The following is a 21,976-nucleotide window of genomic DNA, read 5'->3' as shown; positions in this document are numbered from 1 at the left end:
GAAGGGCGGCCCGGTGAACGCGGTTGTGGAGCGGGTGCGGGCGCTGCGGTTCGCCGCCGCCCGGGTCAGCCCGCTGCCGCTGCTCGTACGCGGCGGCATCTTCCTCACCGTGCTGGCCGGCTTCCTGCTCGCGTACCCGGTGCAGGCCTTCACCCCGCGCTCGCTGCTGGCCATGACGGTGGCCGCGGTGCTCCCGGCGGCCGGGCCGCGCCGGATCTGGCCGACGTTCACCGCGCTGGTGACAGTCGGCGGCTGGCTGCTGGCCACGCTCGGCTTCGACCGGCCACCGGCGCTGTGGCGGCTGCTCGCCGTGGCGACGCTGCTCTACCTGGCGCACTCGCTGTGCGCGCTCGCCGCGCTGCTGCCCTACGACGGGCTGATCGACCCGGACGTGGTGCTGCGGTGGCTGGGCCGGGTGGGTGGCGTGGTGCTCGCCAGTGCCGTGCTCGGCGTGGTGCTGGCGTGGCTCGGGGGAGTGGGCGGCACCGACGGCTCACAGGCCGCGACTGTGGTGGGACTGCTGGTGGCGGTGGGTCTGAGCGCCCTGCTGGGCTGGCTGCTCCGGCGCAGGTGACGCACCGTTCCGGGGACGTTGCGCAGGTCACACGGGTTGTGCTCCGTCACAGAAGGGGGTCTCGCGCGGGATTACCCGAAGCACCCGGGGAAAGATAGATGACGTGAACCCGAAGCGGATCCTTGTCGTGGGTGCCGGTCACGTGGGCCTGTACGCCGCTCTGCGCCTGTCCAAGAAGCTGAGCAGGCGTGAGGCCGAGGTCATCGTCGTCGACCCGCAGCCGCACATGACGTACCAGCCGTTCCTCCCGGAGGCATCGGCGGGCAACATCTCCCCTCGGCACGCCGTGGTGCCGCTGCGGCGGGAGTTGCGCAAGTGCACCGTGGTGGCGGGCACCGTCACCCGGATCGACCACGACCGCATGACCGCCGTGGTGCAGCCGATCAGCGGCCCGGCCCGGGAGATCCAGTACGACCACGTGGTCGTCGCCCCCGGCTCGGTCTCCCGCACCCTGCCGATCCCCGGCCTGCACGAGAACGGCATCGGGTTCAAGACCATCGGCGAGGCCATCTTCCTGCGCAACCACGTGCTGGACCGGCTCGACGTGGCGGCCTCCACCACCGACCCGGCGGTCCGCAGTCGCGCGCTGACGTTCGTCTTCGTGGGCGGCGGCTACGCCGGCATCGAGGCGCTCGCCGAGATGGAGGACATGGCCCGGGACGCGCTGCGCTACTACCCGGAGCTGAAGCCGGAGGACATGCGCTGGGTGCTCGTCGAGGCGACCCAGCGGGTGCTGCCCGAGGTCGACCGGGACATGGGCGCCTACACGGTGCAGCAGCTGATGAAGCGGGACATGGACATCCGCCTGGACACCCGGCTGGAGTCCTGCGTCGACGGTGTGGTGAAGCTCTCCGACGGCGACAGCTTCCCGTCCGACACCATCGTCTGGACCGCCGGCGTGAAGCCGTCGCCGATGCTCGACGCGACGGACTTCCCGCGTGACGAGCGCCGCCGGGTGACCTGCCGGCCGACGCTGCAGATCGTGGACGGCGACCGGGTGGTCGAGGGCGCGTGGAGCGCCGGTGACTGCGCCGCCGTACCGGACCTGACCAAGGAGCCGGGTAACTTCTGCTCGCCGAGCGCCCAGCACGCGGTGCGGCAGGCGGCGCGGATGGCCGACAACATCGCCAACGTGATCCGCGGGCGCGAGCCGGTCGACTACAAGCACAAGCACGCCGGCAGCGTGGCGAGCCTCGGGCTGCACAAGGGCGTGGCGCAGGTCTACGGCATCAAGATGACCGGCTGGCCGGCGTGGTTCATGCACCGGACGTACCACATGTCGCGGATCCCCTCGTTCAACCGCAAGGTGCGCGTGGTGGTCGACTGGACGCTGGCGTTCTTCCTCAAGCGTGAGGTGGTCGCGCTGGGCCAGCTGCACGACCCGCGCGAGGAGTTCGCCGAGGCGTCGGCCCCGCCGGTCGCCGCGCGCGTCTGACGCGTTTCGCGTAAGGGCCCCTTCCGCACGGGAGGGGCCCTTCGCCGTGTTTGGGGTCAGAACCGCCAGGTCCAGGCGTCGGCTAGCCGCGTACCCGGCCGCCCGTAGAGCTGCTCCAGGGTGCGGCGCAGCATCTCCGCGTGCGGCGTGTCGTCGGTCACCGCCATGCACGAGGCGTGCCAGAACTCGACGTCCCGGGCGGCCTGGCGGCGTTGCCGGTCACCGATCGCGGGTGCCACGCCGCGGCGGGCCACGTCGGCGAGCAGCGCCGAGGTGGGACGCTGCCAGGTGCCCATGGTGGCCGAGCCGTGCGGGCCGTACGGGCCGATGAAGAAGCCCTCCGGCATGGCGAACGCGACGCCGGTGGCGGTGGCCCAGCGCATCGGCCAGGGATCCTGCGGCGTGGCGGTGGGCACCGGTACCAGCACCCCGCCGGGGCGTACGCACCGCTGCCAGTGGCCGCCGGTGACGAACTCGGGCAGCGGCGGCCGGTCCATCGTGGGCAGCGGTGTGGGGAAGACGCTGAGCAGCGCCGCGCCGACCGCGAGCGGGACGACCCGGCGGGCCCGGCCGGGTTCGGCGAGCGCCCGGTGCACGGCGAGCGTGAGCACTGTGCCGACGAGCGGCAGCACCGCCAGCGCGAAACGCGTCGGCAGCGCGCCGTCCACCACCGGGATCCCGGCCAGCAGCGCGTACGGACCGGGGATCCCGGTCCGCTCACCGCCGGCCACCGCCTCCGGGCCGAGCGCGAGTGCGGCCATCGTCAGCGCGGCGGCCACGACCGCCACCACCGGGGCGCGCCGGCCCAGCCGGACCGCGCAGGCGGCGGCTACCAGCAGCAGCGGCCAGCCCAGGAACGTGGTGAACTCGGACGGACCGGTGGTGAGCCGTACCGCCTCCGGGCTGCCGAACACCGTCAGCGCGGACAGGCGGGTCCAGGCGATCAGGTCGGCGGAGAAGTAGGCGGGTGGGAACATGCCGTCCGCGACGCCCTGCGGGCCGGCGAACTGCACCCACAGCGGGTACGCCAGCACCGGCAGCGCCAGCCCGGCGGCGACGAGCAGACCACCGGCGAAGCCGGAACCGGCCCGGCGCAGCAGGCCCCGGTCGGCCAGCCCGTACGCGACGGCGGTCACCGCCAGGGTGAGCGCGGCGAGGAACAACACCTCCTCGCCGACGAATACCTGCACGGTGACGACCGCGGCGAGCCCGGCCGCGGAGGAGGCCGTCCGGCGGCGGTCCGGGCCGTCCGGGCGACCCGCCGGGTCGGCGGCGCGCAGCAGCCGGACCACGAGCCAGACCAGCACCGGGACCAGCCACTGCGCGGTCATGTGCAGGTGGCCGTTGCTCTGCGAGACCATGCCCGGCCCGAAGCCGCAGAGCGCCGCGCCGAGTACGGCAGCGAGCCGGCAGGCCCGCAGGACGCGGGTGAACAGCAGGTACCAGGCGAGCGCCGTACCGGCCATGTTCGCGGCGACGAGCAGGGCGAACGTCACGGGCGCCCCGAACGCCAGCGTGACCGGGGCGAGCAGCACACCGAGCGCCACGATCGACGTGTTGGCCATCAGGTTGACCCCGTCCGGCGCGTTCAGCCGGCCGGTGACCAGGCTCAGCTCGCCCCGCAGGGCACGCGCGTCCAGCGCCAGGAACCACTCGTACAGCGTCTGGTCGGCCGGGTTGAGGGCGAGTGCGCGAGTGCCCGGCGCCGGCCAGAGACCGTGGGTGAGCCATCCGGCGAGCGCGACGAACGCCAGCCCGGCGAGCAGGTCCGCGCGGTGCCGCCGGACGGCGGCCGTCACCCGCCGCGTGACCGCCGCCGGGCGGGCCGCCCGGGCGTGATCGGGCCCGGGTGCCGTGCGGGCGGCGCTGGTCACGGCCTCGACCATAACGGCCGCACCCGTCGGGGTACGCCGCGTCGCGGCCGAGCCGCTACGGTGAGATCTGCACCGCCGCGTGTCGACGCGCCGGTGTCACCCGCCCGGGTGGTGGAACGGCAGACACGGCCGCCTTAAAAGCGGCTGCCGCAAGGCGTGCGGGTTCGACCCCCGCCCCGGGCACGTGAACTCTCAGCTTTCCCACAGCTAGCCGTAGCACGCGCGATTGCGGCCACGTCTACCCTGGAGTAGCACGTCTACGTGCGATCGACCCCCTGAGGGAGGCCTGAGAAGTGAAGACCTCGAACCCGGTGCTCGCCCGGCTCGGCCAGGCGGCAGAGCGTGAGCGGGCGGCCGGGTACGCCCAGCCCGGGCCGTACGGTCAGCCCGGATACCCCCAGCAGCACCCGCAGCAGCAGTACCCCCAGCAGCCCTACGCCCAGCCCTACCCGGGCGGCTACGGCCAGCCGGTGGCCCCGCCCACCGTGACCCCGATGACCCTCGACGACGTGGTCGTCAAGACGGTCCTCATGCTCGCCATCCTCGGCGCCTCGGCCGCGGCGGCCTGGGTGCTCGTGCCGGACTCCCTGGTCGGCGTCGCGTGGATCGGCGCCGCCGTGGTCGGCCTGGTGCTCGGTCTGATCATCTCGTTCTCGCGGATGGCCAACCCGGCGCTCGTCGTGGCGTACTCGATCATCGAGGGCGTCTTCGTCGGCATGGTCAGCAAGGCGTTCGAGTCGCTCTACGACGGCATCGTGCTCCAGGCGGTCGTGGCCACGTTCGGCGTCTTCTTCCTGATGGCGATGATCTACAAGGCGCGGATCATCCGGGCCACGCCGAAGTTCGCCCGGATCATGGTGGCGATCATGGCCGGCTTGTTCGGCGTGATGCTGGTCAACCTGGTGCTGGCACTGTTCGGCGTCAACACGCACCTGCGTGACGGCAGCCCGCTCGCGATCGGCTTCAGCCTGGTCTGCATCGTGGTGGCGTCGCTGAGCTTCGTGCTCAACTTCGCCGACATCGAGGAGGGGGTCCGGATGGGCCTCCCGCAGCGCTACTCGTGGACCGCCGCCTTCGGCATCGTGGTCGGCCTGGTCTGGCTCTACATCGAGATCCTGCGGCTGCTCAGCTACTTCCAGGGCGACGACTGACATCACGCCCTCCCCGACGACGCCCGCCTGCCGCATCCGCGGCGGCGGGCGTCGCCGTTTCCCCGTCCCCGCCGCGCCGCCCGGGGCAGAGTGGGATCCGGGTACGTGGGCGGGAGGTGGTCACGGTGCGCAGTGCCAACCCGGTGCTGGACCGGCTGGACGACGTCGGCCGCGCCGAGCGGCAGGTGCTCGGGGTCGGCACCGCCGGCACGATGACGGTCGCCGACGTGGTCAGCCGGACCGTGGGGCTGCTGCTGGTCACCGGCGTCACGGCGGCGGTGTCCTGGGTGGTGGTGCCGCAGGCCGCGTGGATCTCCGCCGCGCTCGCCGGAAGCGCGCTGGCCGGCCTGGCCCTGGTGCTCGTCATCTCGCTGAAGCAGATCACCAGCCCGCCGGTCATCGTCGGGTATGCGGTGCTCCAGGGGCTGCTGCTCGGGGTGGCCAGCCGCGCCTTCGAGATGGTCTACCCGGGCATCGTGGCGCAGGCCGTGATCGGCACGTTCGGCGTCTTCCTCGGCATGGCGGTGCTCTACCGGGCCCGGCTGGTACGCGCCACCCCGCGCCTGGCCCGGCTGGTCATCGGCACGCTCGTCGGGATCGTGGCGATCGGCCTGGTCAACCTGTTCGCGTACCTGTTCACCGGGCGGCAGGGGGTGGTCGTCTACAGCCTCAGCGACCGGGTGGGCTGGCTGCCGTACCTGTTCTCGGTGGTGGCGATCATCGCAGGCGCGCTCAGTTTCATCCTCGACTTCGACCTGGTCGAGCGGTCGGCCGCGAACCGGCTGCCCCGCCGCTACGCCTGGTACTGCGCCTTCGGTCTGCTGGTCGGGCTGATCTTCCTGTACTGGCAGATCCTCCGCCTGCTCAGCTACGTACGCCGCTGACGCCGGCTGAGCACGCTCCGGCCTGGTGTCGCCGTAGACTCGGCGGCGATGAGCGCAGCGGAACTGGACCGGGCGGTGACCCTGCTGGTCCGACAGGTCGGGCACTGGCAGCAGCCGCGCTGGTCGGCCAAGGCGGACGGCGGCAACGTGTCCCGCGCCGACCTGGTGCACAAGCTGGTCCAGGAGATCGCCAACCTGGCCGCCGACGCGGCCGGTGAGCCGCGCCGCGAGGTGCCCCGCCTCCCCAGCGACCTGGCCCTGCCCGACCAGCTCCGCGTGGTCACCGCCGACCTGACGCTCGCCGACCCGCCCGAGCCGGTGCTCACCGAGGCCACCGCCCAGGTAACCCGAACCCGCACCGCCCTCTGACCCCCGCCCTTAGTCGGGTTGATCATGAAGTTGGCGGCGACAAAACGGACGCGGATCCCCGTCAACTTCATGATCGACGGAGTGGGGGACGGGGAGAAGGAGGGACGGTCAGGGCTTCAGCCAGCGGCGTACCTTGCGGTGTCGTGACCGGTCGCGGGCCCGCAGGACCGCCGGGCGGTCGTGGCCGGCGGCCTCGGCCTGCCTCGCGTGCAGCAGGCCGTAGGTGAACGTGTTCTCGCCGTCGGCGTACGCCTGGAGCGCCTGCCGTCGCAGCACCTCCCGCGTGACCACCGAGTCCTGGTGGGTGCCGAGCAGATCCTGGAGCGCCTTGAGCCGCTTCACCAGGCGGGCGGCCCGCTTGCCGACGACCGGCTCGCGCACCTCCACCGCGTAGCGGGCGGCCTTGAGCTTCTTGCGTGCCTCGTGCAGCGCGGCGTCCCTGTCCGGCCCGGTGGTGGCGAGCGCCCGGTCCAGCCGGGTGTCGGCGCGGCGCACCGCCTTGCGGATCCGGCGGTCCGTCCAGCGCCGGCCGACGTCGGCGGGCGGGGCGTCGGCCAGCCGGTCGAGGCGGGTCAGCAGGGCGGGATAGCGGTCGGAGTCCAGCGCGGACCGCAGCGCGGTGGTCGCCTCGGCCAGATCGGCGGCGAACCGTTCGCCGATCCGCGCCGCCACCGGACCGAGCACCAGCTCGTCCGGCAGCTCGTGCACCGCCTCGGTGAGCCGGGCGGCCATCACCTGGGTGTCGCGGACCCGGCCCAGCTCGCCGCCGAGGCGGCGCAGCTCGGCCCGGACCGCCTCGCTCTCGCGGCGGTCCCACAACCCCCGGAAGGTACGCAGCGTCGCCCGCAACCGGCGGGTCGCGACGCGCATGTCGTGGACCGCGTCCTCGTTCCCCTGGTACGCGGCCGCGTGGTTGCCGACGATCGCTTCCCGCTGCACCCGGACGTACGCGAGGACCGGCGCCGCCGTGCCGTCCGGTTCCCGGTCGTCGAAGCGCTCGATCCGGCCGGCGACGGCCCGGTGCGACTTGCTGACCGTTACCTCGCGGGCGCCTGCCGCGCGAAGCTGCTCGCCGAGCGCGTCGAGCAGCTCCTCGTCGCCCTCGACCAGCTCGATCTCGATCTCGTGCCAGGTCCGCGCGGCGCCGTCCACCAGGTCCTCGGATCGGACGTCGTCCTCGGCCACCTCGGCAAGCACCCGGCCGTCCGCGTCGAGCAGCCGATGTTCCCGGCGGCGGTTGACGACCCGGGCCGCCGGTGCCACAGGCCGGCCGCGCGACGCGCCCCGGATCAGCGCGACCAGCTCGGGCGGCGGACCGTCGTCGGACGCCCCGGCGGGGAACTGGTGCTCGACCCGGGCGCCACCGACCGCGCCCACCTTGAGGTGCCAGCCCGCGTCGTGCCCACCGGTACGCCGGCGCAGCGCGTGCCCGCTGCGCAGCAGGAGCAGGTCGTCGGTGTCCCAGTAGACGGCGTCCAGATCCGAGACGGTGGCGTCGGACATGGTCACGACGCCACCGCACCCGGTCAGGTCGGGCAGCCGGAAACCCTCGTCGCCGGAGTACTTGCGCTCACGTTCCACGACGGTCGCCATGCGGCCTCCCGTACCCGGCCCGCGCACCGGCGAACCGGTCTCAGCTCAGTCGTTCGAGCACCATCGCCATGCCCTGGCCACCGCCGACGCACATGGTCTCCAGACCGATGGTCTTGTCGTGCCACTCCAGCGCGTTGAGCAGCGTGCCGGTGATCCGGGCACCGGTCATGCCGAACGGGTGACCGACGGCGATCGCGCCACCGGCGACGTTCAGCTTCTCCTCCGGGATGCCGAGCTGCCGGTACGAGGGGATCACCTGGGCGGCGAACGCCTCGTTGATCTCGACCAGGTCGACGTCGTCGATGGTCATGCCGGCCCGCTTGAGCGCCTGCTTCGACGCCTCGACCGGGCCCAGACCCATGATCTCGGGGGAGAGCGCGGTGACACCGGTGGAGACGATCCGGGCCAGCGGGGTGAGCCCCAGCTCGGACGCGCGCTGCGCGCTCATGATCACCACGGCGGCGGCGCCGTCGTTGAGCGGGCAGCAGTTGCCAGCGGTGATCCGGCCGTCCGGGCGGAACACCGGCTTCAGACCGGCCACCGCCTCCAGTGTCACACCGGCACGCGGGCCGTCGTCGGTGCTGACCACCGTGCCGTCCGGCGTGGTGACCGGGGTGATCTCACGGGCCCAGAAGCCGTCAGCGATCGCCTTCTCGGCGAGGTTCTGGCTGCGGACGCCGAACGCGTCCATGTCCTCGCGGGTCACGTCGTACGCCTGGGCCAGGTTCTCCGCGGTCTGCCCCATGGCGAGGTAGATGTCGGGGAGCTGCCCGGCCTCGCGCGGGTCGGTCCACACCTCGGAGCCGCCCTGGGCGCGGGCCGCGGAACGCTCCCGGGCCTCGGCGAAGCGCGGGTTCTCCCAGCCGCCGCCGACGAGGGCCTGCGCCTCCGGCGGCAGCGTGTCCGAGTTGCCCCGCGCGTACCGGGAGACCATCTCCACACCGGCGGAGATGAACACGTCACCCTCACCGGCCCGGATCGCGTGCATCGCCATCCGGGTGGTCTGGAGCGAGGACGCGCAGTAGCGGGTCAGCGTGGCGCCGGGCAGGCCGTCCAGGCCCATCAGGGTGGCGACCACCCGGGCCATGTTGAAGCCCTGCTCGCCGCCGGGCAGACCGCACCCGAGGTAGAGGTCGTCGATGGTGGTGGGATCGAGCGCCGGGACCTTGTCGAGGGCGGCCTGGACGATGGTGGCGGCGAGGTCGTCCGGGCGGACCTCGCGGAGGGAACCCTTTAACGCGCGGCCGATGGGGGACCGGGCGGTGGCGACGATGACGGCGTCGCGGGGCGACTCAATCGGCATGAACCAACGTTAACGCGCGAGTAACATGCCCGGGAAGCCGCGAGGCGGGCGGGAAATGTCACCCCGTGGGCGGTCGCCGGTGGTGCCGGAACGCGACGGCCGCCGCGGCCTCGACCGCCGGGAGCAGGGCGTGCGCCCAGACCCGGTACCCGTCGGCCGACGGGTGGAAGCCGTCGTGGCAGAGCGTGCCCGCGTCCGCGCGGAACACCGGACCGGTCTCGGTGCCCAGGTCGACGACGGTGCCGCCGGCGTTCAGCACGGCCGCGGTCTGGGCCCGCGCCATCCGCCGCCCGGACCAGCCGAGCACCTGACGCAACGGTGCGGCGACCGCGCGTACCGCGCCGAGATCGGGGCACGTGCCCACCACCACCTCGACGTGCGCCTCCCGCAGACGGCGTACCGCCGAGCCGAGATAGGCCGCCGCGTCGCCGGGCCGGGACATCGCGGTGGCGTCGTTCGCCCCGATCAGCACCACAGCCACGTCCGGCCGCTCACCGAGCAGCGCCCGGGCCACCTGGGTGGCCAGGTCGGTGGCGCGCGAGCCGGAGACCCCCACGCTGGACAGCTGCACCCGGCGGCCGGTCGGCCCCTCGGCGAGCAGGTTGGCGAGCTGACCGCCGATGGTGTCCTCGAACCGGTCGACGCCCACGCCGAGCGCCGACGAGTCACCCAGCAGCACCAGCCGCAGCGGCGGGGCGTCCGCACGGCCGACCGTCGCGCGCAGCACCAGACCCAGCTCGGGCTGGGCGTACTCGCGGGTGCGGGCGGCGATGGCCTGGCCGGCGAGGACCGCCGCGCCGCCCACCGTCCCGGCCAGCAGCGACAGGGCCGCCGCCCGGCCCCACCGGGCCACCTCGTTCCGCTCGCTCATGACGCCACTCCGCTTCGCTCCGTGCCGCCATGAGGCACCTTCGCGCTGAGCCGGCTGATTCGCTCGCTGCGCTCGCTCATGACGTTCCCTCCAGCGTTGCCGAGTCGGCGGCACTGCCGGTCGGTGGCACCGCGCCGACGCCGAAGAAGGCCCGCCGGCGAAGCTGCGCCCACCGCCCGCCCGGTCCGCGGTCGCGACCCCGGAGCTGGGCGCCGCTGACCTCCGTGCCGGCGTGCCGGGCCGCCTGGTGGGCGGCCTCCGGGAGCGACCGTACGCCTTCCACGCCGGTCAGGACAGGCCTGCGTTCCGGGACCGCGCCCAACGCGGACAGCACGGTGGGCAGCAACGCCGCCGCGGCTATCGCGTACCCCTCGGCGGAGGGGTGGAACCGGTCCCAGGCGAACATCCGCCCGGGCTCGGCGGCGAACCGCGGCCCGAGCATGTCGCCGAGCGAGACGGCACGGCCGCCGGCCTCGACCACGCCCACCGTCTGCGCGGCGGCGAGCTGGCGGCTCCAGCGCCGGGCCAGCCAGCGCAGCGGCGGCTGGATCGGCCGGATGGTGCCCAGGTCGGGGCAGGTGCCGACGACCACCTCGCAGCCGGCCGCCCGGAGCGTACGGACCGCGTCGACCAGGTAGCGCACCGCTACCGAGAACGGTGAGCGGTTGGTGACGTCGTTGCCGCCGACCAGGATCACGGCCACGTCCGGCTCGACCTCCAGGGCGGATTCGACCTGCGGCTTCAGCCCTGAGGACAGCGCACCGACCACGGCGAACCGGTGCAGCCGGACCGGCCGGTGCAGGCGGCGGGACAGCCCGGTTGCCAGCAGCGAGCCCGGTGTCTCCCGGCGCCTGTGCACGCCGTACCCGGCCGCTGAGGAGTCGCCCAGGATGACCATGGTGATCGGCGGGCCGGGCAGTCTCGCGCCGTACACACCGTCGCAGCGCGGCGGCGGGGCCTGCGCCATCGGAATGGTGCGGCGGGCCTGCCGGGCCTGGCCGAGCAGCACCCCGCCGGTGGCGGCGGTGGCCGCCACCGTGGCGCCCGTGCCGATCGCCGCGAGGCGGGCGATCTGCCGGGCGCGCTGCCGGCGGACCGGCGCGACGGAACCAGCGTCCCCCATGAACCGACAGTATCGCGCCGGTACGACCACTGCTGTCCTTGATCGGATGGCTGGGCGGTGCCCGGATCGGGTACCGATGGGTGCAGCGGACGCGGGCTTGCCACCGGGCCGCACCATGGTCGGGCGGAGAGGGGCGAAATCATGGGGAAGACGTTGAAGCGCAGTGCCGCGTTCGCGGCGCTGGCCCGGGCGCTGGCGGCGGGCACGCGGGGCGGGCCGTCGCTCGGGGCACGGCTGGCGGCGCTGCCGCGGATGATCCGCGCGACCACCAGGGGCGAGTACGACGGTGGCCTGCGCCTGGCGCTGATGGCCGGGGCGACGGCGTACATCGTCTCCCCGATCGACCTGCTCCCGGAGATCCCGCTGGCGATCTTCGGGCTGGCCGACGACGCGGTCATGGTCACCTGGCTGGCGGGAAGCGTGCTCGCCGAGACCGAGCGGTTCCTGGAGTGGGAGGCACGTCGCAGCTCCGTCATCCCCGGGCATGTGGTGCCCTGACGGCACGTACGCTGGTCGGCGAACTGACGGCTGACCGACCGCCCCACGACGGCGGCGCGACGAAGGGCACAACGAGGTGCAGTACTACGACAACGTCGTCGAGCTGATCGGCAACACCCCGCTGGTACGCCTGCGCAACGTCACCGAGGGCATCCAGGCCACCGTGCTGGCGAAGGTGGAGTACGTGAACCCGGGCGGCTCGGTCAAGGACCGGATCGCGATGCGCATGGTGGAGGACGCCGAGAAGGCGGGCATCCTGCGGCCGGGCGGCACGATCGTGGAGCCGACCAGCGGCAACACGGGCGTCGGGCTGGCCCTGGTGGCCCAGCTCAAGGGCTACCGCTGCGTCTTCGTCTGCCCGGACAAGGTCAGCCAGGACAAGCAGGACGTGCTGCGCGCGTACGGCGCCGAGGTGGTGGTCTGCCCGACCGCCGTCGCGCCGGAGGACCCGCGCTCCTACTACAACGTCTCCGACCGGCTGGCCCGGGAGATCCCCGGCGCGTGGAAGCCCAACCAGTACAGCAACCCGGCCAACCCGCGCTCGCACTACGAGACCACCGGTCCGGAGCTGTGGCGGCAGACCGAGGGGAAGATCACCCACTTCGTCGCGGGCGTCGGCACCGGCGGCACCATCTCCGGCATCGGCCGCTACCTCAAGGAGGCGTCCGAGGGCCGGGTCAAGGTGATCGGCGCGGACCCGGAGGGCTCGGTCTACTCGGGCGGCACCGGCCGGCCGTACCTGGTCGAGGGCGTCGGTGAGGACTTCTGGCCGGAGACGTACGACCGGGGGATCGCCGACGAGATCGTCGAGGTGTCGGACAAGGAGTCCTTCGAGATGACCCGCCGGCTGGCCCGCGAGGAGGGTCTGCTGGTCGGCGGCTCCTGCGGCATGGCAGTGGTGGGCGCGCTGGAGGTGGCCCGCAAGGCCGGCCCGGACGACGTGATCGTGGTGCTGCTGCCGGACGGCGGCCGGGGCTACCTGTCGAAGATCTTCAACGACAAGTGGATGGCCCGGTACGGCTTCCTTGACGACTCGGGCACCGAGCCGACCGTCGCCGACGCGCTCACCGGCAAGCCCGGTGGCCTGCCCGAGCTGGTGCACGTGCACCCGACCGAGACGGTCCGCGACGCCATCGACTACATGCGCGAGTACGGGGTCTCCCAGCTCCCGGTGCTCAAGGCCGAGCCGCCGGTGGTGACCGGTGAGGTGGCCGGCTCGATCGCCGAGAAGGACCTGCTCGACGCGCTGTTCACCGGCCAGGCCCACCTGCACGACACGATCGAGCGGCACATGGGCGAGCCGCTGCCGATGATCGGCGGCGGCCAGCCGGTGAGCGAAGCGGTCGGACTGCTGGAGAAGGCGGACGCGGCGCTGGTGCTGGTCGACGGCAAGCCCAAGGGCGTGCTGACCCGCCAGGACCTGCTGGCCCACCTCGGCGCCCGCTGACCCTGCGTGTAAGGAAGGGCCCCCTTTTAACACTCGGTGTTAAAAGGGGGCCCTTCCTCTACTGGAGGCGTTAAGAAGGGGCCCTTCCTTACAAGCGGCGGGCGTAGCGGAGCTGGGGGACGAGCACCCGGCCGATGTGCTCGTCCCGCTGCTCACCGGTGGCGGTCCAGCCGCCGCGCTCGTAGAACCCCCGCGCGACGGCGTTGTCCCGCAGCACCCACAGCACCGCGCGCGTCCATCCCCGGGCCCGCATCGCGTCGAGCGCGTCCACCATCAGCGCCCGCCCGGTGCCCCTGCCCCGCTCGGACGGCTCCAGGTGGATCGCGTTGAGCAGCCCGGTCGCCGGGTCGCCCTCGTCGTCCGGCCCGAGGTAGCTGAAGCCCACCAGCCGCCCGTCCCGCTCGGCCACCGTCATCCGGTGGTCGGCGCCCTCCCAGGTCAGCCGCTCCACCCAGTAACGGCCCATCGCCTCGGGCGTCGGGTCGGCCAGCGCCTCGGACGGCAGGAACGACGAGTACGCCGCCGTCCGGGAGCGCTGGTGCAGGGCGCCGACCGCCATCAGGTCGGCCCCGGTCGCGGAACGTAGGGAGATCGTCACCCGGGCGACGGTACCCGCCGGGGCGGCACCTGCACCGTCTGGAGATCCTCGGCGATCACCAGATCACCGGAGAAGTGCTCCCGGGCCTCGTCGTGGAACCGGCGCGGGTCGGCGTACCGCTGGGAGAAGTGGGTGAGCACGAGCGTGCGTACCCCCGACTCGGCCGCCACCCGCGCGGCCTGACCGGCGGTGAGGTGCCCGACCTCGGCGGCGAGCGCCGCCTCCGACTCCAGGAACGTCGACTCGATCACCAGCAGGTCGGCGTGCTCGGCCAGCGCGTACACGCCGTCGCAGAGCCCGGTGTCCATTACGAACGCGAACCGTTGCCCCGGCCGGGTCACGCTCACCTCGTCCCGGGTGACGCGGCGTCCGTCGCGGTCCAGGTGCCCGTCGCGCAGCAGCCGCCCCACGTCCGGACCGGCGATGCCGTACGCGGCCAGCCGCTCCGGCAGCATCCGGCAGCCGTCCGGCTCGACCAGGCGGTACCCGTACGTCTCGATCGGGTGCCGCAGCCGGCGGGCCTCCAGCGTGCCGATGCCCAGCGTGATCCGCTGCCCGTCGGCGTCGATCGGCTCGACTGCGAGTTCGGCGGTCTCGTAGAAGCTGGAGGCGTGGCGCAGCCGGGCGAAGTACTCGGCGCCGCCGGCCGGGAAATGCACAGCCACCGGGCGCGGTACGCGGTCGAGCGAGAGGCGCTGGATCATGCCGGGCAGGCCGAGGCAGTGGTCGCCGTGGAAGTGGGTGACGCAGATCCGGGTCAGGTCGGTGGCGGTGACCCCGGTGTGCAGCATCTGCCGCTGGCTGCCCTCGCCCGGATCGAAGAGGATCACCTCGTCGTCCCAGCGCAGCAGGTAGGCGTTGTGGTTGCGTTGCCGGGTCGGGGCCTGGCTGGCCGTACCGAGCACCACCAGCTCACGCATGGACACGGCATCCTCCGGAAGGCAAAAAGCGACCCCCGGGGCTTCCGCGCTCACGCGCGGGCCGGCTGGACTGGGCCGGCACCCCGGGGGTCGGGTGGCTGTCGTGGTTTCGCCGCACCGCTGCCACACGGTCTCGACGATCGTGCATGCCCGCCTCGCGGCGGACGAGTTTTCACTGTCGAGGACAGCGGCTAGCGGACAGCCACCTCACGAGTCCGATTGCTATACAAGTCTGGACCACCTCCTTTCCCGTGTACCGCCACGCTATCCACTTCCCGGCGGCCGCGGCAACGGATTTCGATCACAGGCGTCAGTCCAGGCCGATCGGGCCCTCGCGCGGGCCCTCTTCATTCGCCGGCTGCACTGCGAGCGACGGGAAGTCGGCCAGGTCGCCCTCCGGCTCGGCGTCCCACTCGGGGAAGACCAGCGGGCTCTGGAGGTAGAGGCAGAGCAGCTGGGTGAGCTGGTGCAGACCGTCGAGGTGGGTGCGCTCGTGGCCGTGGGTGGCGTCCACGCCGAAGCCGAGCAGCGCCACCCGGGCGTGCGCCCCGGCCTCGACCGCGGCGGCCACGTCCGAGCGGTAGTAGTCGAACACGTCGCGGACCAGGTCGACGCCGTGCTCCTTGGCGATCGAGGCGAGGTTGCGGGTCAGGTGGTAGTCGAACGGGCCGACCCCGTCGCCCATCGCCAGCGTCGCGGCGGTCTCCCGGGACTGCTGGCCCGGCGCGACCACAGCCGCGTCCACCGAGACGATCTCCGCGACGTCCGGGTCCAGCCCGTGGCTCGCGCCGTGACCGATCTCCTCGGTGACGGTGACCAGCAGGTGCGCGGTGACCGCCGGGGTGACACCGGCGTCGACCATCGCCTTGAACGCGGTCAGCACCGCCGCCACGCCCGCCTTGTCGTCCAGGTGCCGCGACTTGACGTACCCGTTCGGGGTGATGGTCGGGTTGGGCAGGAACGCGACGAAGTCCCCGGCGTCGATGCCGAGCGCCCGCAGCCCGGCCTCGTCGTGTACGGGCTCGTCCACCCGCACCTCGACCAGTTCCCAGCCGACGCCCTGGAGGTCGACCGCCTCGTTGTAGCGGTGGCCGCTCGCCTTCAGGGGCAGCACCTGGCCGGTGACCACCCGGTCCAGGTCGTCGGTGAAGATCCGCACATGGGCGCCCTCGGCGAAGCGGGCGCTGTGCGTACCGATCGGGTTGACCTCCAGCCGGCCGTTCTCCTTGAGCCGCTTCACCATGCCGCCGATGGTGTCGGTGTGCACCACCACGGCCCGGTCGGCGCCGGTCGACCGGGGGCCGGGCAGACAGGCGCTCAGCGCCCCGCGACGGGTCAGCGTGGAGCTGATCCCGATCGCGGAGAGCCGCTCGCCCACGTACTGCTGGATGTGGTCGGTGCGCCCCGACGGGCTGGGGATCTCCAGCAGCTCCACCAGCACCTGGCGGAGGTAGTCGAGGTCGAGCTTGAGCGGTTGGGGTTTGCGTGCGGTCATGCCCCAGAGCCTGCCGCACCGGCCGGCGACCAGAGTCGCTGCGGTGCCCGGGTACCCGGGAAGAGCAGGTCGACGAAGCGCTCGGCGGTCGGCTGCGGCTCGTGGTTGGCCAGTCCGGGCCGCTCGTTCGCCTCGATGAACACGTGTTCCGGCCGGTCGGGGGCGGGGACCAGCAGGTCCAGCCCGGTGACCGGGATGTCCAGCGCCCGGCTGGCAGTGACGCACGCCTCGGCGATCGCCGGGTGCAGCTCGGCTGTCACGTCGTGGATCGTGCCGCCGGTGTGCAGGTTGGCCGTCCGCCGGACCGCCAGCACCTCGCCCTCCGGGAGCACGTCGTGCATCCGGTACCCGGCCTCCGCCACCACCTCACGGGTCATGTCGTCGACCGGGATGCGGGACTCACCGCCGGTGGCCGCCGCCCGGCGCCGGCTCTGCCGCTCGATCAGCTCGGTGATGTCGTGCACGCCATCGCCCGTGATCTGCGCGGGCCGACGCACCGCGGCGGCGACCACCTCGTGGTCGATCACCACGACCCGCAGGTCCTCGCCCGCGCGCAGCTCCTCGATCAGCACGTCCGGGCAGAACCGGCGGGCCAGCTCGACGGCCGCGGTGAGGGCCTCCGGCGTACGCACGCCGACGGTGATGCCGTTGCCCTGCTCGCCCCGCGCCGGCTTGACCACCACCGGACCCACATCGTTCAGGAACGCCACGTCGTCGGGCTCGCCGGTGGCGGTACGCCCGCGCGGCACCGACAGCCCCGCCTCGGTGAGGATGCGCCGAGTCACCCGCTTGTCGTCGCAGCGGCTCATCGCCACCGCCGAGGTCAGTTCCGACAGCGACTCGCGGGTGTGGATGGTCCGGCCGCCGGTGGTCAGCTTCAGCTCACCCCAGTGCGGGTCGGTCACCTCGACCCGGATGCCGCGGCGCATCGCCTCGTCCGCGACGATCTTCGCGTACGGGTTCAGCTCGTCGTACCCCTCGGGCATGGCGGGCAGGAACAGGCGCTCGTTGATCGGGTTCTTCCGCTTCACGCAGAGCGTGCCGGTGCGGTGGAAGCCGAGGCGCTCGTACAGCCGGATCGCGCCCGAGTTCTCGGCGAGCACGGACAGGTCCACGAACGCCCGGCCGCGCTCGTCGAGCCGGTCGGCGAGCGCGGTGAGCAGTGCCTGCCCGGTGCCGGGCGGGGCGGTGTTGAAGTCGACTGTGAGGCACCACAGGCTGGCGCCCTTCTCCGGGTCGCCGAAGACCGCGACGTGGTCCACGCCGGTGATGGTGCCGACCACCTCACCCGTGGTGTCCTCGGCCACCAGGTGCAGGAACCGGTCCGTGCCGGCGTTGTCCACCAGCACCTCGACCGGTGCGGTGACCATGCCGTTGCGCGCGTAGATCCGGTTCACCGCCTCGGCGTCGGCGGCGTCGCGCAGCGGCCGGACGGTCAGCCCGGGGACCTCGCCGCCCTCGGTGGCGGCGGGCCGCTTCTCGCCCAGCGGCAGCCGGTACGTCAGCGACGGGTCGATGAACAGCTCGTCCGGCAGCCGGGACACCAGCACGTGCGGGTCGCGCAGGTAGATGCAGATGTCACGGGCGCCGACCGCCTCGGAGCGCAGCACGTCGGCCACGTGCACCTGGTCGTCGAACGTCTGCCCGAACACCAGCCGGCCCCAGCCGCAGTCCAGCACCACGCCCGAGGCGTCGGCGGACGCGGTCTCCGGCTGCCGAGGCTCCGGCGTACCCGGTGCGACCGGGTCACCGCCGGGGCCGGTGAGTTCCCGGCGCCGGCCCAGCACCCGTTCCCGGTCGGTACGCGCCGTTCCGGTGGCGAGGGTGTCCGTCACGGTCAGTCGATTCCGTGGCTCTGGAGCCACATTTCCAGGAGTCCCAGTTGCCACAGCTTGTTTCCGTTCAACGGGGTCAGTTCGGCATTCGGGTCGGCGAGCAGCGCGTCGACGTAGTCGGCGCGGAACAGGTCGCGACGGCGCGCCTCGGGCGCGGTCAGCGCGTCGCGTACCCGGTCGAGGAGCTTGCCCTCCAGGTGGGTGAGTCCGGGCACCGGGAAGTAGCCCTTGGGCCGGTCGATGACCTCGTGCGGCAGGACCCGGCGCCCGATCTCCTTGAGTACGCCCTTGCCGCCCTGGGCCAGCTTCAGCTCCGGCGGGCAGCTCGCGGCCAGCTCGACGAACTCGTGGTCGAGGAACGGCACCCGGGCCTCCAGCCCGTGCGCCATGGTCATGTTGTCGACCCGCTTCACCGGGTCGTCGGTCAGCATGACCTGGGTGTCGATCCGCAGGCCCGCGTCGACGGCGGTCTGCGCCCCCGCGCGGCCCAGGTGCGCGGCCACGAACTCCCGCGCCGGGTCGCCGTCGGCCAGCCACGCCGGGTTGAGCACCCGGGCCAGTCCGGCCGCGTCGCGGTCGAAGAACGCCTTCGCGTACGTCTCGAGCGCCTGCTCCCGGTCCACCCCGGCGAGCGGCGGGTACCAGTGGTAGCCACCCAGGATCTCGTCCGCGCCCTGGCCCGACTGCACCACCTTGACGTGCCGCGCGACCTCCTGGCTGAGCAGCCAGAACGCGACGCAGTCGTGGCTGACCATGGGTTCGCTCATGGCCGCGACGGCGGATTCCAGCGGCGGCAGCAGGTCACCGGTGGGCACCCGGATCTGGTGGTGGTCGGTGCCGAACGTCTTCGCGACCAGGTCGGAGTAGACGAACTCGTCGCCCTCCCGGCCGCCGACCGCGTCGAAGCCGATGGAGAACGTGGCCAGGCCGGACCGGGCCTGCCCCTCGCCGGCGAGCAGCGCGACGACCAGGCTGGAGTCGAGGCCGCCGGAGAGCAGCACGCCCACCGGCACGTCGGCCACCATGCGGCGGCGTACGGCTGTGGTCAGCGAGTCGAGCAGCGCGTCCTGCCAGTCCCGCTCGGACCAGCCGGCCCGCTCGGCGGCGCGGCTGAACGCCGGATCCCAGTACACCCGCTCGTGGGTGGAGCCGTCCGCCTCGTACACCCGGACCGTGGCAGGCGGCAGCTTGGTGACGCCGGCCAGGATCGTGCGCGGCGGCGGCACGATGCTGTGGAAGCTCAGGTAGTGGGCGAGCGCCACCCGGTCGATGGTGGTGTCGATGCCGCCACCGGCGAGCAGCGCCGGCAGGGTCGAGGCGAACCGCACCACGCCGGGGCTCTCGGCCAGGTAGAGCGGCTTGATGCCGAGGCGGTCCCGGGCCAGCACCAGGCGGCCGGTGTCGCGCTCGCTGATCGCCACCGCGAACATGCCGATCAGGTGGTCGACGAAGTCGAGACCCCACTCGGCGTACGCCTTGACCACGACCTCGCTGTCACCGGACGAGAAGAACCGGTGGCCCTTGGCCTGCAGCTCGGCGCGCAGCTCTCGATAGTTGTAGATGCAGCCGTTGAAGACACCGGTGAGCCCGGCGGCGGCGTCCACGATGGGTTGGCCGCTCGCCGCGGACAGGTCGATGATCTTTAGGCGCCGGTGTCCCAGCGCGGTCGGGCCCTGCGACCAGACGCCGCTGTCGTCGGGCCCTCGGTCACTCATCGTGGCCGCCATCCGCTCCACGGCCGAGACGTCGGCGCGTGAACCGTCACGGCGGAACTCTCCCGCAAGTCCGCACATACAAGCCAATGCTGCCAGAGCTTGTTGCAGTTCGCCTGTTGAGACGATGACGAACGTGTGACAGCTTGCTACGATGCGCCGTCACGCAGGGTGGTCACCTGTCACGCCTTCGGTTCCTGCCTCGCTCCACCCGATGTCGGGATTCGGCTCCCGCGAGGGTGTGAGGAATGCCGCAGCGCGCTACTTCTGAAGTAGTGTTGATGTCATGTCGATGCCCTTGGAGTCCGTGCCGTTCTCCGAGTTGCTGCGCCAGCCGACGGAAACCGCGGAGCGGCTGGCTCGTACTCGGGCACTGCGGCTACGTCGCCGCGACGCCGCCGACCTGGTGCTGATGTCCGCCGAACGGGCAGAGGCCGAGGGGGAGGTGGTCGATTTGACCGCGCGGCTGCTGGCCGGCCTGGCGCGGCGAGAGCCGGCCCTGGTCCGCGAGACGCTTCCGACCGTGCTGCCCTGGATGCGGTTCCTGCCGCAGGGGGACGCCGAGCAGATGACCGACGAGTTCATCGCCACGGCCGAGGCCGCAGCGGCCGTCGGCAGCACCGCGGCGGTGTCCCAGCTGCTCGCGGAATGGCGGCACACCGCCGAGGTTCACGCCGATCCCGATCTGCATCGGATCCTGGCCGCGCCCAGCGCCGACGACTTCGGGCCGGTCACGCGCCCGACCGACGAGTGAGCGCGAAGCGCGGCGACCGCGCCGCCCCGCCACCCCGGCCAGGTGGGTACACCCTGCGGTTCGCCACCAATGACGCGGCCAAGGGCTGGGAGGAGCGACCAGCCGCCAGCACCCCCTCAAGGGTTCCCTCGCCACTGCGGTGCACAACGGTAGGGCCCTGCCGCAGTGGCAGTACGAGGTCACCGCCGGCGGCCGCGTCTGGTACCTGGTCGACGACCAGACCCGGACCTGCTGGATCAAGCACGCCGGCACCGGCCATCCCCGAGCCACCGATTGACCGCAGTGCGTTCGGGCCCTCGTCCCTGGAGGACGAGGGCCCGAGTGGGGCAGTGCTCGGGTCTGGCTACGCGGTGCGGGCCACGCCGACCGGGCAGCTCAGCCCGTTCGGTCCGTGGTTGCAGTAGCCGTTCGGGTTCTTCGTCGGAGCCAGGTACTGCTGGTGGTAGTCCTCGGCGAAGTAGTAGTCGCCGAGCGGCGCGATCTCGGTGGTGATCTCACCCTTGCCGGCCCGCTCCACGATCGGCGCGAACGCGTCCCGCGACGCCTTGGCGGCGGCGAGCTGCTCGTCGGTCGTGGTGTAGATCGCCGAGCGGTACTGGGTGCCCACGTCGTTGCCCTGGCGCATGCCCTGGGTCGGGTCGTGGTTCTCCCAGAACACCTTGAGCAGGTCCTCGTAGGCGATCTTCGACGGGTCGTAGACCACCTGGACCACCTCGGCGTGCCCGGTCATGCCCGAGCAGACCTCCTCGTACGTCGGGTTGGTGGTGTACCCGCCCGCGTAACCGGCCGACGTGGTGATCACGCCGGGGAGGGTCCAGAACAGCCGCTCGGCGCCCCAGAAGCAGCCCATGCCGAAGACGGCGACCTGCGCGCCCTCGGGGAACGGGCCCTTCAGCGAGGACGGCAGCACCTCGTGCCGGTCGGCGATCGGCATCGCGATCGGGCGGCCCGGCAGGGCCTGGTCAGGAGAGATCATTTCGGCCTTCATGCGGCGGAGGAACACGGTGGGACTCCTCTCTTGGCTTTCCCAGCGTGTGCAACATCGTCGGCCCCGGGTTCCTTACCCGCCCACGTCGGCGTCAGGCCAGCGCCGCCGAGATCCGCCCGGCGAACTCCGTCGCCTCGGCGTCGTCGGCGTACCGGGTGCGCGGCCAGAAGAAGCCGCGCAGCCCGTCGCCCTTGGTCCGGGGCACCACGTGGGTGTGCAGGTGCGGTACGGACTGGGACACCCGGTTGTTCATCGCCACGAACGTCCCACCGGAGCCCAGACCGGACTCCACGGCCACGGCGATGCGCTGCACCAGCCGGAAGTAGCCGGGCAGCGCGTCGGCGGGCAGGTCGGACAGGGTGACCAGGTGGGTGCGGGGCACCACCAGCACGTGGCCCTTGAACACCGGCCGGGTGTCGAGGAACGCGACGCCGTCCGGCTCGTCGGTCACCCGGAAGGCCGGCACCTCGCCCGCCACGATCCCGCAGAACACACACCCGCTCACGAGCTCACCCTGGGCCCCACCCGGCCACCCCACCTCCGGGCGAGCGT

Annotated in this window: 21 protein-coding genes and 1 tRNA gene; 10 read left to right on the top strand and 12 right to left on the bottom strand. The window is 72.6% G+C overall.

Translation table 11 applies throughout. The annotated features are described in order from the left end of the window. Window positions 1–13 precede the first annotated feature (13 nt). The gene (locus FHX31_RS25640; protein WP_013474052.1) at window positions 14–574 is read left to right on the top strand and encodes a hypothetical protein; all 561 of its coding nucleotides are present in this window, start codon (window positions 14–16) and stop codon (window positions 572–574) included. Between the two features lie 103 nt (window positions 575–677). Further along, the gene (locus tag FHX31_RS25635) at window positions 678–2,009 is read left to right on the top strand and encodes an NAD(P)/FAD-dependent oxidoreductase (RefSeq protein WP_013284111.1); all 1,332 of its coding nucleotides are present in this window, start codon (window positions 678–680) and stop codon (window positions 2,007–2,009) included. A gap of 56 nt (window positions 2,010–2,065) precedes the next feature. Here FHX31_RS25635 and FHX31_RS25630 read toward each other — a convergent pair whose 3' ends face one another. Then, window positions 2,066–3,895, bottom strand: a complete 1,830-nt coding sequence (locus tag FHX31_RS25630) for a DUF6311 domain-containing protein (RefSeq protein WP_184977334.1) — start codon at window positions 3,893–3,895, stop codon at window positions 2,066–2,068. A 90-nt stretch (window positions 3,896–3,985) separates the two neighbouring features. Between FHX31_RS25630 and FHX31_RS25625 the strand changes: the two genes are divergently transcribed. The 4 genes from FHX31_RS25625 to FHX31_RS25610 all read left to right on the top strand — a co-directional run bounded on the left by FHX31_RS25625 (window position 3,986) and on the right by FHX31_RS25610 (window position 6,287). Next, a tRNA-Leu gene (locus tag FHX31_RS25625) sits at window positions 3,986–4,066 on the top strand. 110 nt (window positions 4,067–4,176) lie between these two features. Continuing rightward, a complete protein-coding gene (locus FHX31_RS25620) occupies window positions 4,177–5,034 on the top strand; it encodes a Bax inhibitor-1/YccA family protein (protein WP_184977333.1) in 858 nt (285 codons plus the stop codon). Window positions 5,035–5,159: 125 nt separating this feature from the next. Continuing rightward, window positions 5,160–5,918 carry a Bax inhibitor-1/YccA family protein gene (locus tag FHX31_RS25615; protein WP_184977332.1) on the top strand — a complete coding sequence of 253 codons (759 nt, stop codon included), beginning with the start codon at window positions 5,160–5,162 and terminating at the stop codon, window positions 5,916–5,918. A 48-nt stretch (window positions 5,919–5,966) separates the two neighbouring features. Further along, the gene (locus tag FHX31_RS25610; RefSeq protein ID WP_013284115.1) at window positions 5,967–6,287 is read left to right on the top strand and encodes a hypothetical protein; all 321 of its coding nucleotides are present in this window, start codon (window positions 5,967–5,969) and stop codon (window positions 6,285–6,287) included. Window positions 6,288–6,395: 108 nt separating this feature from the next. On the opposite strand, the gene FHX31_RS25605 is transcribed toward FHX31_RS25610, so the two are convergent. The 4 genes from FHX31_RS25605 to FHX31_RS25590 form a co-directional block, all read right to left on the bottom strand. Next, window positions 6,396–7,880: a CYTH and CHAD domain-containing protein gene (locus FHX31_RS25605; RefSeq protein WP_184977331.1), complete on the bottom strand. Its 1,485-nt coding sequence runs from the start codon at window positions 7,878–7,880 to the stop codon at window positions 6,396–6,398. Window positions 7,881–7,920: 40 nt separating this feature from the next. Then, window positions 7,921–9,183 carry an acetyl-CoA C-acetyltransferase gene (locus tag FHX31_RS25600; protein ID WP_184977330.1) on the bottom strand — a complete coding sequence of 421 codons (1,263 nt, stop codon included), beginning with the start codon at window positions 9,181–9,183 and terminating at the stop codon, window positions 7,921–7,923. A gap of 58 nt (window positions 9,184–9,241) precedes the next feature. After that, entirely contained in the window at window positions 9,242–10,054 is an 813-nt protein-coding gene (locus FHX31_RS25595) for an SGNH/GDSL hydrolase family protein (protein WP_013284118.1), read from the bottom strand. A gap of 76 nt (window positions 10,055–10,130) precedes the next feature. Beyond that, window positions 10,131–11,177 (bottom strand): SGNH/GDSL hydrolase family protein, encoded by a 1,047-nt coding sequence (locus tag FHX31_RS25590; protein WP_184977329.1) that lies wholly within the window; start codon window positions 11,175–11,177, stop codon window positions 10,131–10,133. A 141-nt stretch (window positions 11,178–11,318) separates the two neighbouring features. On the opposite strand from FHX31_RS25590, the gene FHX31_RS25585 reads away from it, so the two are divergent. Both FHX31_RS25585 and FHX31_RS25580 read left to right on the top strand, forming a co-directional pair. Further along, window positions 11,319–11,675 (top strand): YkvA family protein, encoded by a 357-nt coding sequence (locus FHX31_RS25585; RefSeq protein ID WP_013474058.1) that lies wholly within the window; start codon window positions 11,319–11,321, stop codon window positions 11,673–11,675. Between the two features lie 76 nt (window positions 11,676–11,751). Next, the gene (locus FHX31_RS25580) at window positions 11,752–13,122 is read left to right on the top strand and encodes a cystathionine beta-synthase (RefSeq protein ID WP_013474059.1); all 1,371 of its coding nucleotides are present in this window, start codon (window positions 11,752–11,754) and stop codon (window positions 13,120–13,122) included. Between the two features lie 88 nt (window positions 13,123–13,210). Here FHX31_RS25580 and FHX31_RS25575 read toward each other — a convergent pair whose 3' ends face one another. The 5 genes from FHX31_RS25575 to FHX31_RS25555 form a co-directional block, all read right to left on the bottom strand. Then, entirely contained in the window at window positions 13,211–13,720 is a 510-nt protein-coding gene (locus tag FHX31_RS25575) for a GNAT family N-acetyltransferase (RefSeq protein WP_013474060.1), read from the bottom strand. Further along, window positions 13,717–14,646: a ribonuclease Z gene (locus FHX31_RS25570; protein ID WP_013474061.1), complete on the bottom strand. Its 930-nt coding sequence runs from the start codon at window positions 14,644–14,646 to the stop codon at window positions 13,717–13,719. Before FHX31_RS25570 ends, FHX31_RS25575 begins: the two co-directional genes overlap by 4 nt. A gap of 304 nt (window positions 14,647–14,950) precedes the next feature. Beyond that, on the bottom strand, window positions 14,951–16,135 hold the full coding sequence (locus FHX31_RS25565) for an osmoprotectant NAGGN system M42 family peptidase (protein ID WP_013474062.1): 1,185 nt from the start codon (window positions 16,133–16,135) through the stop codon (window positions 14,951–14,953). Continuing rightward, the gene (gene ngg / locus FHX31_RS25560; RefSeq protein WP_013284125.1) at window positions 16,132–17,970 is read right to left on the bottom strand and encodes an N-acetylglutaminylglutamine synthetase; all 1,839 of its coding nucleotides are present in this window, start codon (window positions 17,968–17,970) and stop codon (window positions 16,132–16,134) included. The genes FHX31_RS25565 and ngg overlap by 4 nt, the downstream gene beginning before the upstream one ends. 2 nt (window positions 17,971–17,972) lie before the next feature. Then, window positions 17,973–19,763, bottom strand: a complete 1,791-nt coding sequence (locus tag FHX31_RS25555) for an N-acetylglutaminylglutamine amidotransferase (RefSeq protein ID WP_013284126.1) — start codon at window positions 19,761–19,763, stop codon at window positions 17,973–17,975. A gap of 205 nt (window positions 19,764–19,968) precedes the next feature. On the opposite strand from FHX31_RS25555, the gene FHX31_RS25550 reads away from it, so the two are divergent. Further along, entirely contained in the window at window positions 19,969–20,436 is a 468-nt protein-coding gene (locus tag FHX31_RS25550; protein WP_013474063.1) for a hypothetical protein, read from the top strand. Window positions 20,437–20,575: 139 nt separating this feature from the next. Beyond that, window positions 20,576–20,713, top strand: a complete 138-nt coding sequence (locus FHX31_RS32860) for a hypothetical protein (protein ID WP_236619367.1) — start codon at window positions 20,576–20,578, stop codon at window positions 20,711–20,713. Between the two features lie 66 nt (window positions 20,714–20,779). Here the strand turns inward: FHX31_RS32860 and msrA are convergent, their stop codons facing one another. Both msrA and FHX31_RS25535 read right to left on the bottom strand, forming a co-directional pair. Further along, the gene (gene msrA, locus FHX31_RS25540; RefSeq protein WP_013474064.1) at window positions 20,780–21,439 is read right to left on the bottom strand and encodes a peptide-methionine (S)-S-oxide reductase MsrA; all 660 of its coding nucleotides are present in this window, start codon (window positions 21,437–21,439) and stop codon (window positions 20,780–20,782) included. Window positions 21,440–21,515: 76 nt separating this feature from the next. Next, window positions 21,516–21,929, bottom strand: coding sequence for an HIT family protein (locus tag FHX31_RS25535; protein WP_013474065.1), 414 nt, complete (start codon window positions 21,927–21,929; stop codon window positions 21,516–21,518). Between the last annotated feature and the right edge of the window lie 47 nt (window positions 21,930–21,976).

It is taken from the genome of Micromonospora sp. CNZ286 (assembly GCF_014207755.1).
Note: the sequence above shows the minus strand (reverse complement) of the source record. Positions and strands in the feature narration are given on the sequence as shown.

Bases quoted from the DNA above. Each gene is read 5' to 3' on its own strand.
- FHX31_RS25630 (WP_184977334.1), bottom strand. From the start codon at position 3,895: ATGGTCGAGGCCGTGACCAGCGCCGCCCGCACGGCACCCGGGCCCGAT.
- FHX31_RS25610 (WP_013284115.1), top strand. From the start codon at position 5,967: ATGAGCGCAGCGGAACTGGACCGGGCGGTGACCCTGCTGGTCCGACAG.
- FHX31_RS25605 (WP_184977331.1), bottom strand. From the start codon at position 7,880: ATGGCGACCGTCGTGGAACGTGAGCGCAAGTACTCCGGCGACGAGGGT.
- FHX31_RS25600 (WP_184977330.1), bottom strand. From the start codon at position 9,183: ATGCCGATTGAGTCGCCCCGCGACGCCGTCATCGTCGCCACCGCCCGG.
- FHX31_RS25595 (WP_013284118.1), bottom strand. From the start codon at position 10,054: ATGAGCGAGCGGAACGAGGTGGCCCGGTGGGGCCGGGCGGCGGCCCTG.
- FHX31_RS25590 (WP_184977329.1), bottom strand. From the start codon at position 11,177: ATGGGGGACGCTGGTTCCGTCGCGCCGGTCCGCCGGCAGCGCGCCCGG.
- FHX31_RS25585 (WP_013474058.1), top strand. From the start codon at position 11,319: ATGGGGAAGACGTTGAAGCGCAGTGCCGCGTTCGCGGCGCTGGCCCGG.
- FHX31_RS25565 (WP_013474062.1), bottom strand. From the start codon at position 16,135: ATGACCGCACGCAAACCCCAACCGCTCAAGCTCGACCTCGACTACCTC.
- FHX31_RS25555 (WP_013284126.1), bottom strand. From the start codon at position 19,763: ATGTGCGGACTTGCGGGAGAGTTCCGCCGTGACGGTTCACGCGCCGAC.
- FHX31_RS25550 (WP_013474063.1), top strand. From the start codon at position 19,969: ATGTCGATGCCCTTGGAGTCCGTGCCGTTCTCCGAGTTGCTGCGCCAG.